The organism is Aggregatibacter segnis (assembly GCF_003130075.1).
GTDB lineage: Bacteria > Pseudomonadota > Gammaproteobacteria > Enterobacterales > Pasteurellaceae > Aggregatibacter > Aggregatibacter segnis_A.
This window is the reverse complement of the sequence record NZ_NRCW01000001.1, coordinates 300,808-315,477: the sequence shown is the minus strand read 5'-3', so window position 1 is coordinate 315,477 and position 14,670 is coordinate 300,808. Positions and strand designations below refer to the sequence as shown.

The 14,670-nt window shown below is 44.8% G+C and carries 14 protein-coding genes and 1 CRISPR repeat array; of the genes, 2 read left to right on the top strand and 12 right to left on the bottom strand.

Going from position 1 to position 14,670, the window contains the following annotated elements; genetic code table 11:
- Positions 1 to 260: 260 nt before the first annotated feature.
- The 12 genes from hypE to dsbC form a co-directional block, all read right to left on the bottom strand.
- Positions 261 to 1,274 carry a hydrogenase expression/formation protein HypE gene (gene hypE / locus DK415_RS01575; protein WP_109432143.1) on the bottom strand — a complete coding sequence of 338 codons (1,014 nt, stop codon included), beginning with the start codon at positions 1,272 to 1,274 and terminating at the stop codon, positions 261 to 263.
- The gene (hypD, locus tag DK415_RS01570; RefSeq protein WP_109432142.1) at positions 1,274 to 2,386 is read right to left on the bottom strand and encodes a hydrogenase formation protein HypD; all 1,113 of its coding nucleotides are present in this window, start codon (positions 2,384 to 2,386) and stop codon (positions 1,274 to 1,276) included. Before hypD ends, hypE begins: the two co-directional genes overlap by 1 nt.
- A 15-nt stretch (positions 2,387 to 2,401) precedes the next feature.
- Entirely contained in the window at positions 2,402 to 3,208 is an 807-nt protein-coding gene (gene hypB / locus DK415_RS01565) for a hydrogenase nickel incorporation protein HypB (protein WP_109432141.1), read from the bottom strand.
- Positions 3,209 to 3,286: 78 nt separating this feature from the next.
- The gene (locus DK415_RS01560; RefSeq protein WP_109432140.1) at positions 3,287 to 3,910 is read right to left on the bottom strand and encodes an energy-coupling factor ABC transporter ATP-binding protein; all 624 of its coding nucleotides are present in this window, start codon (positions 3,908 to 3,910) and stop codon (positions 3,287 to 3,289) included.
- A complete protein-coding gene (locus DK415_RS01555) occupies positions 3,907 to 4,572 on the bottom strand; it encodes an energy-coupling factor transporter transmembrane component T family protein (RefSeq protein ID WP_109432139.1) in 666 nt (221 codons plus the stop codon). The genes DK415_RS01560 and DK415_RS01555 overlap by 4 nt, the downstream gene beginning before the upstream one ends.
- The gene (cbiM, locus tag DK415_RS01550) at positions 4,569 to 5,219 is read right to left on the bottom strand and encodes a cobalt transporter CbiM (protein ID WP_109432138.1); all 651 of its coding nucleotides are present in this window, start codon (positions 5,217 to 5,219) and stop codon (positions 4,569 to 4,571) included. Before cbiM ends, DK415_RS01555 begins: the two co-directional genes overlap by 4 nt.
- A 2-nt stretch (positions 5,220 to 5,221) precedes the next feature.
- Complete coding sequence (locus DK415_RS01545; RefSeq protein WP_109432137.1) at positions 5,222 to 5,722, bottom strand: hypothetical protein; 501 nt, start codon at positions 5,720 to 5,722, stop codon at positions 5,222 to 5,224.
- Between the two features lie 4 nt (positions 5,723 to 5,726).
- The gene (locus DK415_RS01540; RefSeq protein ID WP_109432136.1) at positions 5,727 to 6,422 is read right to left on the bottom strand and encodes a DUF4198 domain-containing protein; all 696 of its coding nucleotides are present in this window, start codon (positions 6,420 to 6,422) and stop codon (positions 5,727 to 5,729) included.
- A gap of 151 nt (positions 6,423 to 6,573) precedes the next feature.
- A complete protein-coding gene (locus tag DK415_RS01535; protein ID WP_109432135.1) occupies positions 6,574 to 7,266 on the bottom strand; it encodes a 5'-methylthioadenosine/adenosylhomocysteine nucleosidase in 693 nt (230 codons plus the stop codon).
- 22 nt (positions 7,267 to 7,288) lie between these two features.
- Positions 7,289 to 7,948, bottom strand: coding sequence for a thiol:disulfide interchange protein DsbA/DsbL (locus DK415_RS01530; protein ID WP_109432134.1), 660 nt, complete (start codon positions 7,946 to 7,948; stop codon positions 7,289 to 7,291).
- A 7-nt stretch (positions 7,949 to 7,955) separates the two neighbouring features.
- Entirely contained in the window at positions 7,956 to 9,689 is a 1,734-nt protein-coding gene (gene recJ, locus DK415_RS01525) for a single-stranded-DNA-specific exonuclease RecJ (RefSeq protein WP_109432133.1), read from the bottom strand.
- Between the two features lie 12 nt (positions 9,690 to 9,701).
- A complete protein-coding gene (dsbC, locus tag DK415_RS01520; protein WP_109432132.1) occupies positions 9,702 to 10,385 on the bottom strand; it encodes a bifunctional protein-disulfide isomerase/oxidoreductase DsbC in 684 nt (227 codons plus the stop codon).
- A gap of 169 nt (positions 10,386 to 10,554) precedes the next feature.
- Between dsbC and prfB the strand changes: the two genes are divergently transcribed.
- Positions 10,555 to 11,653, top strand: a protein-coding gene (prfB, locus tag DK415_RS01515; protein WP_109432131.1) for a peptide chain release factor 2 whose coding sequence is annotated in 2 segments (ribosomal slippage) — positions 10,555 to 10,629 and positions 10,631 to 11,653 — 1,098 coding nt in all. Because the reading frame shifts where the segments join, the coding sequence is not laid out codon by codon here.
- 49 nt (positions 11,654 to 11,702) lie between these two features.
- Positions 11,703 to 13,211 carry a lysine--tRNA ligase gene (gene lysS, locus DK415_RS01510; protein WP_109432130.1) on the top strand — a complete coding sequence of 503 codons (1,509 nt, stop codon included), beginning with the start codon at positions 11,703 to 11,705 and terminating at the stop codon, positions 13,209 to 13,211.
- Positions 13,212 to 13,391: 180 nt separating this feature from the next.
- Positions 13,392 to 14,620: direct repeats of the CRISPR family, unit length 28 nt; unit sequence CTTCACTGCCGAATAGGCAGCTTAGAAA.
- Positions 14,621 to 14,670 lie beyond the last annotated feature (50 nt).

Below are 14,670 nucleotides of genomic sequence, written 5' to 3'. Positions count from 1 at the left end.
GTGTGGTCGAAATCCCAAACGTTTTCACATAAAAAACAATCCAAAATTCCACCGCACTTTTAACTAATAACGCTCAAATAAAATCCCCGTATAAATTGCCCGAACGATTTGGCATTTTTAGGAAAATTTCGCTTTGTTTGAGCCACGCAGTGGCGAGTTCAAAATTTTCCGTGAAGAAAATGGCAATAAAGGGAGGAACAGCAATTTATCCGGGGTGTGTTCTTTGCTACTTTCTTGCACAAGCAAGAAAGTAGAACAACCTAACAAATCCTTGGCAACGGCTCATTCATCGGTAAATCCAGCAACCGTGACTGACCGAAACTGCCTAATAATCTGACTTTTTTATCCGTGGTCACTTCGCCAATCACAGCGGCATTTTTGCCTAATTCATGGGAATGAAGTGCGGTCAGAATTTCAAGCGTTTTTTCAGGAGAAGCGATGATCACCAATTTGCCTTCGTTAGCAAAGTTTAAGGCTTCTAGCCCAAGTAATTCACAAATGCCACGGACTTCAGGGCGGATAGGTAAATCGTCTTCGTTGATCTGCATGCCTAATTGCTGGGCGGCGGCAAATTCGTGCAGCACCGCATTTACGCCACCACGGGTGGCATCACGCACGGCTTTTACGCCCTCAATGGGGCGCAATAAATCGATGAGTGGCGCAAGAACCGCGCAATCACTTTTGAGATCCGTTTGAATCCCTAGGCTTTCGCGCAAGTTGAGAATCGTCGCGCCGTGTTCGCCGATGGTACCGCTGACGATAATCTTGTCCCCCGCTTCAATACGGTGCATTCCCCAATCAATACCTTGCGGAATAACACCAATGCCGCTGGTGTTAATGAAGATTTTATCCACCGCGCCTTTTTGCACCACTTTAGTATCGCCCGTCACCACTTGCACACCGGCAGCGTGGCAGGCTTCTGCCATGGCTTGAATGATGTCTTTGAGTTCGGCTAGCGGCAAACCTTCTTCTAAAATAAAACCGCAAGAGAGATATTTCGGCACGGCACCACACACCGTCACATCGTTTAACGTACCACACACAGCAAGTTTGCCGATATTGCCACCAGGAAAGAAAATCGGGTCGATAACGAAACTGTCAGTGCTAAAAGAAAGCTGTTCCCCTTGCGCCATGAGTGCTGCTAAAGGTAAGCGGGCTTGGTCTTCCCCTTGCGCAAGAATGGGATTGTCAAAGGCTTCGACGAAATAATCCTGAATGAGTTTTTGCATGGCTCCGCCGCCGTTGCCGTGTGCCATGGTGATGAAATCTGTCATTATTCTCTCCGATATTGATAGTAGGCGGCACACGCCCCTTCCGAGGACACCATCAACGCGCCATAAGCATTGTCCGGGTTACATTGGGTGCCAAATAACGGGCAATCTGAAGGTTTGCATTTGCCGGTAAGCACGTCGCCACAACGAGAATTCGGGTCGTCCGCCACTTGTTGTGGTTGGCTGTGGAAATACACTTCCGCATCAAAGCGTTTATAAGCGTCAGTCAGTTCTACACCCGACTCTTCAATTTCACCCAAACCGCGCCATTCGCTGGATTTTTTCAGTTGGAACACTTCACGCATGGCTTGTTGCGCTAGTAGATTACCTTCGGAATGCACGATACGTTTATATTGATTTTCAATTTCGCAACGCCCGTCCACAAATTGCTGCACCAACATCACAATAGCTTGCAAAATATCTAACGGCTCAAAACCTGTGATAACGAAAGGTTTGTGGTATTTATCCACGATGGATTGATAAGGCGACGTGCCGATCACCATGCTCACATGACCCGGCGCAATAAACCCGTCAATTTTCACATAATCTTGTGAAAGCAGACTGTGCAATGTTGGAATGATGGTGATGTTTTGGCAAACTACCCAGAAATTCTGAATATTTAATTTATTCGCCTGCTGCAAAGTCACTGCGGCGCTCGGCATGGTGGTTTCAAAACCAAGAGAAAAGAACACGACTTTTTTGTCAGGATTATTCACCGCAATATTCATCGCATCCAGCGGTGAATACACAATGCGCACGTCAGCACCTTTTGCTTTGGCTTCCAACAAGGAACCTCGACGCCCTTTCACGCGCATAGCATCGCCAAAAGTACAGAAAATCACATCCGGTTTCTGCGCAATTTCAATGCACACATCAATACGTCCCATCGGCAAGACACATACAGGGCAACCGGGGCCATGGATAAATTCAATGCTCTTCGGCAACAAACGATCTAAACCAAATTTAAAAATGGTATGCGTATGCCCACCGCAAACTTCCATTAAATAGAGCGGATTTTCCGCCGTATATTGTGGCAATTTCGCCATTAATTCATTCAGAAGGTTGACTAAACTTTTCGCTAATTTCGGATCACGAAACTCATCAATAAACTGCATTTTGTTCCACAATCCTTATTGTGCCTGTAACCAATCCAACCAGGCTTTTAAGCCCTCGCCGGTAGTCGCAGAAAGTTGAATCACTTCAATTTGCGGGTTCACTTGTTTAGCGTAAGCGATACATTTTTCCACATCAAAATTAAGGTATGGCAATAAATCGACTTTATTTAAAATCATTAACTTAGACGCCGCAAACATGTGCGGGTATTTCAGCGGTTTATCTTCACCTTCAGTGATGGACAAAATCACCACTTTGGCTTTTTCACCCAAATCAAATTCGGACGGGCAAACCAAGTTACCCACGTTTTCAATAAACAGTAAACTGTCTTGTTTTGGTTGCAGTTTGAACAAGGCATCATTGATCATTTGGGCATCTAAATGGCAACCTTTGCCGGTATTCACTTGAATCGCAGAGACACCGGTAGCACGAATACGATCCGCATCATTTTCCGTTTGTTGATCCCCTTCAATCACATAACAAGTGCGGTCATTTTTCAGCGCGTTTAGCGTGGTAGTGAGTAAGGTGGTTTTGCCGGAACCCGGACTGGAAACCAAATTCAGTGCAAGAATATGTTGTTGCTGGAAAAGAAAGCGGTTGTGCGCCGCAATTTGATTATTTTTACCTAACACGTCCTGCTCTACTTTTAACAGGCGTTTTTGCGTTTCACTGGCTTCAGAAGCCGATTCTACCGAGTGAAATTTGAAATGAGAAAAGTTCGGATTTTTGACCGCACTTTGTGTGCCGTCATGGTCATGATGAGAATGTGCTACTTCACCGATTCTGACTTGTTCCGGATGTCCACAACCACAAGTTGTACACATAATATTGCCCCTTTACTATCTGGTTACAAAAAACCTCGCTAGGGTAGCACAACCTTTGATTTTTCGGGTTGATTGAGATCATAAAGTCAGAACATCGTCAGCCAATTCAGCCGTAAATCCTTGATGATGAGAAACCACCAACATAGGCAGTGACAGCTCACGCAAAAGTGCGGTCAGTTTTTCGGCATTTTTACGATCCAATCCATTCGTCGGCTCATCTAACAGCAACATTTTCGGTTGCATCGCCAACACGCCCGCCAACGCTGTGAAATTTTTTTCCCCACCGGACAACGTATGTACGGTGCGATCCTGCAAATGAGAAATACCCAAGCGTTCCAGTTGGTGTAAAGCAACGGCATACGCCTGTTGGTGAGACAAGCCTTGATTTAACGGTCCGAAGGCAACATCGTCCAACACAGTTGGGCCAAACAGTTGATCATCGGCGTGCTGAAAACAAAGCCCCACGGTGCCACGAAAAGGCGCAAAATCTTTTTCTTCTCGACACAGTTGCCCTAATAGACGAATCTCACCGCGCGCAACAGGCACAAAGCCTAACAAAGCAAGCAATAAAGTGGTTTTTCCTGTGCCGATTTCGCCCTGCACAAAAAAGCGTTGGCCTTCTTCAATTTGAAAAGACAGATTGCCGATAATCTGCCGTTCTCCTCGGTTAATTTGCAATCCGTTGACTTGTAAAACTGTCATTTTTCCCCACTTAAATTTGTCTTTTCACCAAAGCGGAAGCCGCGGCATTGGAGCGCGATTTGTGCCGTCTCAGCTTTGAGTAAGGCATGCACCAGTAAAAGCGCAACCCGTTGTGCGGTGACATATAATGTTCGGCGATTCAAACCGGCATGATAGCCTCGCGCACGCATCGCCAAATCCATTTTTTGTTGCAGTTCACCTAACAGCGCAATATAACGCACCGTGAGGACAAAAAGCCAAATTAATTTGGGCGGCAAGAGCAATTTACCAATGGCTTGTACCAACACCGTGTCATTCATTTTCCATAGCAATAACCATACGGAAAACAGTAATAGGTTCATGCGTAAGCTAATTAACAACGCCGTTTCCATGCCCTCAGGATTAAGTTCAATACCGTCGGTGCCAATACGCCAACTTAATGTTGCCCAAAGTAATAAAGTAAAGCCATTGAAAACCAGCCAACGTTTTAGATAAGGAAAATAAGGTTCGCGGTCACGATAAATCAGGATCGCTAATAAAATTAAAGTGATGCCGTTCAACCATAGCAACAAAGAAGGTTGAGACAAGGCGCTGATTACCAATCCCCAAAGGAATAGATAAATCAGCCGCCAACGAGGAGCAAAAAAGTGCGGTGGAAAAAAACGCTGAAAAACGGGGCTCATTGTGCGCACCGTTTGGTATCATCAACATTCAATGACGTGCCAATAGATTGTAATGCGCTAGGGTACATTTTGCTGAGGAGAGAAATCACGCCGTAGCTGATAACGCCGTCTAATACGAATACCGGTAAATGTGACAACAGCAATAAGGCGATTAAATCCTGATAATGTTTGCCGCCATCTAACGCTAAAACGAGAGAGGCTAATGCGCCGGCACCACCGACACCAATAATGCCTGCTCCCAAACCGGTGAATAATTTTGCTATGCGTCCCATGTCCGGCTTTAAATGACCACGCAATACATAATGCGCTGCGACCGCCGGCAATGCCATAACGCATAAATTCACGCCTAACACAGCAAAACCGCCGAAGGAAAAGAACAGCACTTGCAACAACAACGCAATAAGAAAGGCCGGGAATACTGCCCAGCCGAGAAATAGACCTGCCATGCCATTTAAAATCAGATGAACGCTACCGATACCCACGGGCACGTGAATGGTGCCGGCAACAAAAAATGCGGCAGCAAACAACGCTGTTAAAGGTAAACGTTCACTTTCTAAACGACGTAATCCGACAGCCACACCAACTCCCGCCAAAGCAACACCCGCTAATAACACCGGCGTATGTAATACGCCTTCCGACAAATGCATTATTAACGCCCTTTTCTTAATTTGCGGGCACTTAGCCACGCAGCAATGCCCGCAATACCAACGATGTAGCCAATGCCACCTAAAATATCGTGCAGGTAAATTTTGTCGCGTAACTGCGCAATATCACCACGCAGTAACAACAAGCTTTCATCGCTCGCTTGAGTTGGCGTATTTGGCGTTGCGGTGATGCGATCTGCCACTACCGCCGCCCGATGTCCTTCTTCCCCTTCAACCACCACTTTTAAGGCGACTTTCGGTTCAACCACTAACGGAAAGTGAAAATAACCACGGTTATCGGTTTTCCCCGTCATCAATGGCTGATTTTCCCCATGACGTAAAACTTCCACATAAGTTTCTGCGGCTGGGGTCATATCGGAATAATAGGATTTTCCCGTCACCGTTTGCCCATCATACTGGGCGAACACATAAAGCGCGTGCGCGAAAGCATGAGGGGCAAACAACAAGGGGAAAAGTGCGGTCAGAATACGCAACGTTTTTTTCATGCGATTACTCGGCATCAAAGGTCAACATGTATTCAATAGAACGGCTATCGTAATCCGGATTGCCTTTGACGTTTTCCTCAAATTCAGCCCAAACTTTGTTGTAACCGGCTTGTGGGGTAAATTCAGCGATACCTTTGTCGTTGGTTAAATTGAACGGTGCATCTTCACCCAATCCCACTTTAATATCTTTCACCGGTTTGCCTTTGTGTAACACTAAAATCGACAATGGTTTTCCGGCTTTTGGTTGCGCTTGTGGTACCAATTCATATTCCATGCCGTGTGCTTTCATCGCTTGTTCGTCCCACTGTAATACGGCTTTACCGAATTTCACCGGATTCACAGAAAGTTCGGCTGTCGGTTCTTGTTGTTTGGTTTTCTCTACATATTTGCCGCTTGGCAATTTAGACCAAACACCGTTATCAAAACGGATGAATACTTGAGAAGCTTTCTCAGCATTAAGATAAGCTTCGCCTTCTTTAAATTGATAGGTTGCGTTAGTGACATTGCCTTTATTATCGAGCAACTTCACCGCTTTCAATTTTTGTTCAGGATAAGCTTCTGTCTGTTCATGACCGAATTTCACCACATATTGTCCTGCAGCATTGGCGTCTTTAACGGGCTCTAACCAAACGTTATGCGCGTTAGCAAGGGATGCTGCGAAAAGTGCGGTACAAATTACGCTTGTTTTTAGAAATTTCATTTGATGTCTCCTTTTATCGTTAAGTTTGACTCATGATAAAATATGGAGCAACTCTAGAATCAAGCGTTTTTTAGAAAAATAGATGAAAAATGAGAGAGATAGGTCAGAAGATGTCGTCCGCGTACGATACACCGTACGCGGAAAGAAGGGATTAATTCAATTCCGCCAACATGGCAACGATCATGTGAGAAGATTGTTTCGCCGCCAGCGGGAGAAATTCTTCAAAGGACATATTCGCTTTACCATCCCCCGCATCAGAAATCGCGCGAACCACCACAAAAGGCACATTAAACGCGTGACAAACTTGCGCAATCGCGGTGGCTTCCATTTCCACGGCAATCACCTTCGGGAAATCTTGTTTAATTTGTGCCAAGCGTTCACCGCCTTGAATAAAGCTGTCGCCGGAACAAATTAACCCACGTTTCACGTGTTGTCCTAATTGGGTTGCAACGCGATCTACCAACTCAACAAGTTTTGTATCAGACACAAACGTGACCGGACATGCCGGTAATTGCCCTTTGGCATAACCGAAAGCCGTCACATCCGCATCGTGATATTGCGTTTCAGTGGAAACGATCACATCACCAACCTTCAAACCTTCCGCTACGCCACCGGCAGAACCGGTATTAATCACAAGCTCCGGTTTGGCTAATTGCAATAACGCCGTCGTTCCCATGGCGGCGGCAACTTTGCCGATACCGGATTGCAATAAGACAACTTGTTTACCGCGAATCGTACCTTCATAAATCGTGCCGGAGGCTAATTTTGTCACGATCTTATCCGTCATTAAATTGACTAAAATTTCTACTTCTTGCGCCATCGCGCCAACAATCCCGATTTTCATAAATATCCTTTGTATTTGTTTGCTATTGTTTTTTGTTAATTAAAAAATCTAATACCGCGAGGGCATAATCGTCGTTATATAAGGTGCTGGCAGTCAACACATATTTTCCGTCAATAATGACATAAGGAAACGTAAACACACCGTAATCTTCCGTTAAACGGACTGCCTCATCCACCTGTTGTTTGACTTGTTCCGAATAATAGGTTTGTAAAAAACGGTTACGTTCAATGCCTTGTTGTTCAAGCCAAGTTAATAAATTTTCTTGCTGAGTGAGTTTGATGTATTGGTTTCTTTCGGCCGTTTCAAACATTAACGCAGAAGACACATTATCGGCATTTAACGCCTGCAAGCTGTAAAAAACCATCGCAGAAAAACGGGCTTTGGCAGTTGCCACCGGATATTCACTAAGCGCCACGCGATCGCGATTAATTTGACTGTAAAGTTCAAGAATATCTTGTGCAGAAGAACAAACGCGGCAATCGTAATCAAAAAAGAATTGAATCGGAATGCGATTATCTTCCCGAGGCGGCAACATGAGTGGTTCTTGGTAAGAAAAATAATCTTTGCCATCTTCAAATGGTCGGCTTGCTTCATCCACGGCTGACGGATGAGACACGCTTTCTTGCGCAACGGTAAATCCGCTGATAAAGAATAAAACGATGAGTAATCCGACCCGTGACATCATGTGCCTAACTTTCCAATGGTTCAATATAATCCACTAATAATTGAAGATCGCGGTTACCACGAAATTCATTGATATCTAATTTATACGCAAATCTTGCGGTTTTTATAGATAAATCAGGATAATAGCGCGTATCTATGTTAAAGGCGATAGCATCTAACAAAGGTCCGCCCAGTTTGGGTTCCACCATCATTTTCAAGTGTTTTTCACCCACTAAGCGTTGTTGTAAGATTTTAAATTCGCCGTCGAACATCGGTTCAGGAAATGCCTGTCCCCAAGGTCCGCCTTGACGCAAAGTTTCAGCCGTCGCCAAGTTTAACAAGTTCGCATTTAATTCGCCGTCAGTCCAAATCGTGCCTTGTAATTGGTCTTCCGCCAGTAATTCGCTGACCGTCTGATTAAAAATCTGACGAAAATCGTCAAAACGGCTTTCTTGAATACTCAATCCTGCCGCCATGGCATGCCCGCCAAATTTCAGGATCAAATCCGGATGCTGTGAGTAAACCCGCTCCAGCACATCGCGAATATGTAACCCGGGAATGGAACGTGCAGACCCTTTCAACATGCCTGCTTGATCTTGAGCAAACGCAATCACCGGGCGATGAAACTGCTCTTTAATGCGTGATGCAAGAATGCCAAGCACACCTTGGTGCCAATCCGATTGATACAACACGATAGAATGGGGAATGTCCGTTTCAAGTGCGGTGGCATTTGCAAACAAATTTTGGCAGATGGTTAAGGCTTCTAACTTCATGCCCTGCTCGATTTCCTTGCGTGCTTGATTTAACCCATCCAACTCCAATGCCAACGCACGAGCCGTTTCCATGTTTTCGGCTAACAAAAGCTCTACGCCCACGGACATATTATCCAGCCGTCCCGCCGCATTTAAACGCGGGCCAATGGAAAAGCCTAAATCCGCCGCCACAAAACGGGTGACATCCCGCTTCGCCACTTCCGCCAATGCACGAATACCGCAACGACAACGTTCGGCGCGAATACGGGCAATGCCTTGATAAACTAAAATACGATTATTTTGATCTAACGGCACCACATCGGAGACTGTGCCTAATGCTACCAAATCTAACAATTCCGTGAAATTCGGCTGATTTTTGGCATCAAATAGACCAAGCTCACGGAATTTCGCCCGCAAGGCAAGCATAAGATAAAAAGTAACGCCCACACCGGCCAAATTTTTGGAGGGAAAACCGCAATGCGCCAAATTCGGATTCACAATCGCATCGGCATTCGGCAACGTTTCCGGTGGCAAGTGGTGGTCTGTCACAATCACCTTCACGCCTTGCGCCTTTAAAAAATCTACGCCCTCATGAGAAGAGACACCGTTATCTACGGTCATTAACAGTTCAACGCCTAAAGCCAATGCCTCTTGTGCCACAGCAACACTGAGCCCATAACCTTGCTCGAAACGGTTCGGCACTAAATAGGTGACATTAGCAAAGCCCAGTTGACGTAGCGCGAGTACAGCCAATGCGGTACTGGTTGCACCATCGGCATCGAAATCGCCCACGATGACGATTTTCTGTTGTTTTTGATAAGCTTCGACGAGGAATTCCACCGCGGTATCCATGCCGGACATGAGATTCGGATTGTGCATGGCACTTAAAGTGCGGTCTAATTGGTTGGCGTTTTTAATGTGGCGCGAACGATAAAGACGATCCAACAAGGGATCGTCACAAAGTTTATCGCCTGCCGGCACATCGCGGCGTAAGATTCGTTTTTGCACAAAGAACCTGCATTAACCTTCTAAGGCAGTAAGTAAATCAGCCGGTTTCAAATAACCACCGATAACATCACCTTCAGATGTAATAATTGTCGGTGTACCGGTGACGCCCAGTTGCACACCAAGCATATAATGTTTTTTCACCATATTCGGGGTTTTCAACTCTTGCGGTAAATGCCCTTTTTCCGCTTCATTCAAAGCGAACATAGGATCTTTTGCCGTCCAAATCGCTTCCATTTGACGTGCTGTTTGACTATCCAAACCACCACGCGGGAACGCCAAATAGCGTACGGTAATGCCTAAGTCGTTATATTCTTTAACTTGTTGATGCAATAAATGGCAGTAATGACAGGTAATATCCATGAAAACCGTCACAACATGTTTTTCATTTTTTGCCGGATACACAATCATTTCGTCTTTCAACGCATTGACTTTTTCCATCAGCAATTTATTAGAAACGTTGCTGATGCCGTTGTCGGTAAGTTTATAAATTTTACCTTGAATTAAATAGCTGCCATCTTCGCTGGCGTAGAAAATACCTTGATCACTGACAACAGTTTTCAAACCTTTAATCGGTGAGGTTTGAATTTCAATGTCTTTTGCGCCTAATTTTTCTAATTTACTTTTCAACACGGCATCGCTTGCGGTTGCCCCCACAGAAATCGCAAAAAGAGAAAGTGCGGTAATAATTTTTTTCATTTCTATTGTTCCTAAATTGTGAAAATAAGTGCGAATTATAAAAGTAATTGGAGGCTTATGCAAAAGTCCCATTCAATTTTCATGATGAATCCCCTTTCGCCCTACCAAATCTATGGAAAATCCCTTATAATTGTGCATTTAATTTAGTATTTAAACACATTTAATTATCATGTTTGAAATCAATCCGATCAAAAATAAAATCACCGATTTAACCGACCGCACTTCAGTGCTTCGGGGGTATCTTTGACTTCGACGCCAAAACCGAGCGTTTAGAAGAAGTCAACGCCGAATTGGAACAGCCTGATGTATGGAACGACGCAGACAAAGCACAAGCACTCGGCAAAGAGCGCGTTTCTTTAGAACAGGTGGTTAACACCATTAAAAATTTAGAGCAAGGCTTGGAAGATGTAGACGGTTTGTTGGAACTCGCCGTGGAAGCGGAAGACGAAGCCACCTTCAACGAAGCTGTTGCCGAATTAGATGAACTGGAACGACAACTCGCCAAACTGGAATTCCGCCGTATGTTCAGCGGCGAACACGATGCCTGCGATTGTTATGTAGATTTGCAAGCAGGCTCCGGCGGTACCGAAGCGCAAGACTGGACAGAAATGTTACTTCGTATGTATTTGCGTTGGGCGGAAAGCAAAGGATTCAAAACTGAATTAATGGAAGTCTCCGACGGCGATGTGGCAGGTGTTAAATCTGCTACCATTCGTGTTAGCGGCGAATACGCATTCGGCTGGCTACGCACAGAAACCGGTATTCACCGTTTGGTGCGTAAAAGCCCGTTTGACTCCAATAACCGTCGTCATACCTCTTTCAGTGCTGCGTTTGTGTATCCTGAAATTGACGATGATATTGATATCGAAATCAATCCTGCCGATTTGCGTATTGATGTGTATCGCGCCTCCGGTGCGGGTGGTCAGCACGTGAACAAAACCGAAAGTGCGGTGCGAATTACGCATATGCCAAGCGGCATTGTGGTGCAATGTCAGAACGACCGCTCCCAACACAAGAACAAAGATCAAGCAATGAAACAACTGAAAGCGAAGTTGTACGAATTGGAATTGCAAAAGAAAAATGCCGACAAACAAGCCATGGAAGACAACAAATCCGACATCGGCTGGGGCAGCCAAATTCGTTCTTATGTGTTAGACGATTCCCGTATTAAAGATTTACGCACCGGTGTGGAGAACCGCAATACACAAGCCGTATTAGACGGTGATTTGGATCGGTTTATTGAAGCCAGTCTCAAGGCCGGACTCTAAAAGTGCGGTCGTTTTTAAACACGTTTTTTAAAATTAAAGGTAAACAAAAATGTCAGAACAAGAAGTAAAAGAATTAGATTTAAACGGCGAAATGTTAGTACGTCGTGAAAAATTAGCCGCCCTGCGCGCGAAAGGTAATGCGTTCCCAAACCAATTCCGTCGCGACGCACTCGCTCAAGATTTACATGATAAATATGATGCGGAAGAAGGCGAAGCATTAAAAGAACAACATATTGAAGTTGCAGTTGCCGGCCGTATCATGACGCGTCGTGCCATGGGGAAAGCCACGTTTATCACCATCCAAGATATGAGCGGCAAAATCCAGCTTTATGTTGCACGCGACAATCTACCTGAAGGCGTGTATGCCGATGATGTCGGTCACTGGGATTTAGGCGATATCGTGGGCGTAAAAGGATCATTATTCAAAACCAAAACCAACGAACTCACCGTTAAAGCCACCGAGGTACAATTACTGACCAAAGCATTGCGCCCGTTACCGGATAAATTCCATGGCTTAACTGACCAAGAAGTGCGCTACCGTCAACGTTACTTGGATTTAATTTCTAATGAAGAATCCCGCCGCACTTTTATCATTCGTTCAAAAGTGGTTGCAGGCATTCGTGACTACTTCATTTCGAAAGGATTTATGGAAGTCGAAACACCTATGTTACAAGTCATCCCGGGCGGTGCTTCAGCACGTCCTTTCGTAACACACCATAATGCATTAGACGTAGATATGTACTTGCGTATTGCACCTGAGCTTTACTTAAAACGCTTAGTGGTCGGTGGCTTTGAACGTGTATTTGAATTGAACCGTAACTTCCGTAACGAAGGCGTTTCTGTTCGTCACAATCCGGAATTCACCATGCTTGAATACTACCAAGCCTATGCCGACTATCACGATTTAATGGATAACACCGAAGAATTGTTACGCAAACTTGCCATCGACATTTTAGGCACAACCATCGTGAAATACGGCGAATACGAATTCGACTTCGGCAAACCATTCGAGCGTATTACCTTACACGACGCCACCATTAAATACGGGGCAGACAAAGGTATCGTAAAAGAAGATTTATATGATATTGATCGCGCGAAAGCAGTTGCCGCACGTTTAGGTATCGAAGTGCAAAAATCTTGGGGTTTAGGCAGCATTGTGAACGCGATTTTTGAAGAAGTCGCAGAGCATCATTTAATTCAACCAACTTTCTTAATGGCACACCCGGCGGAAATTTCACCGTTGGCACGTCGTAACGATGAAAACCCGGAAGTCACCGATCGCTTTGAACTCTTCATCGGTGGACGTGAAATCGGTAACGGATTCTCCGAGCTAAACGATGCGGAAGATCAAAATGAACGCTTTGACGCTCAAGTGGCGGCCAAAGAAGCCGGCGATGACGAAGCGATGTTCAAAGACGAAGATTTCGTTGTCGCCCTTGAACACGGCTTACCGCCAACAGCAGGTGAAGGCTTAGGTATCGATCGTCTCGCCATGCTTTACGCCAACGCCCCATCCATCCGCGATGTGATTTTATTCCCGGCAATGCGTCAGAAATAATCAAAATCAAATCATCCAAAAAAGGAAGTCATTCGACTTCCTTTTTATTTACCCTTTATTTTTACAGTTTAATCCCTCCTTCAAAATCAATGATTTAAGCACGCAAGATATAAAAAGGATTTTATTGCCTAAATATGTCTATAAGCTTGGTACATCAGGTATTTTCAATTAGAATGTCTACTTCACTGCCGAATAGGCAGCTTAGAAAACATCCGAAAAATGGCAGGACAAACAAACGGGCTTCACTGCCGAATAGGCAGCTTAGAAATTACATCAGGATCCTGTCCTAGATTACCCACACTTCACTGCCGAATAGGCAGCTTAGAAAACGCCGTCAGGGCAACGAGTTAGATCGTCTAGCTTCACTGCCGAATAGGCAGCTTAGAAAGCCCGTGTTGGTCGGGATAATGCCGCCTAAGCCTTCACTGCCGAATAGGCAGCTTAGAAATTCCGGTTTCGTTTGGGCGGAAAAATGGCTATCTTCACTGCCGAATAGGCAGCTTAGAAATTTTAATTCAACGTCGAAATATTGCCGCGCCATCTTCACTGCCGAATAGGCAGCTTAGAAACTTTATCAAAAAGGAAATGCAGGTATCTCAACCTTCACTGCCGAATAGGCAGCTTAGAAATACAACACAGCGGAAAAACTGCGTCAACAAAGCTTCACTGCCGAATAGGCAGCTTAGAAAATAAAAAATCCATACAGCTCTAATATGTCATCCTTCACTGCCGAATAGGCAGCTTAGAAAACTTTTCAATCCAATCCTTTTTGAGTTCATCTCTTCACTGCCGAATAGGCAGCTTAGAAATAATGCGTTTGTTGATGAATTGATTGCTGATTCTTCACTGCCGAATAGGCAGCTTAGAAAAAAGAGTATTACCCACACACTAACATTGAGATCTTCACTGCCGAATAGGCAGCTTAGAAAATAAAAAAAGGCTCAAAAGGCAGTCAAATTTTCTTCACTGCCGAATAGGCAGCTTAGAAAACAATGCCGTTTTTCTTACGCATTGTTTTAAGCTTCACTGCCGAATAGGCAGCTTAGAAAAGTTACCGCACTTAACTGCGCTTTTTGGTTTTCTTCACTGCCGAATAGGCAGCTTAGAAAACTTGCGAACGCGCTTGCCGTTTTGGTAAAACCTTCACTGCCGAATAGGCAGCTTAGAAACAAGTAAATAACTACCGCCTCTAGCTTTTCCGCTTCACTGCCGAATAGGCAGCTTAGAAAATCAAAACACAAGCTATTGGCGGTGGAAGAACCTTCACTGCCGAATAGGCAGCTTAGAAAAACATCTGCATTCCGTTCCACGCCACGATCGCCTTCACTGCCGAATAGGCAGCTTAGAAAAAAAGCGCTTACAGGGATTGAATAGAGAAACACTTCACTGCCGAATAGGCAGCTTAGAAATTACAAACTGATAGAGGTTTGTTGCAATAAAGCTTCACTGCCGAATAGGC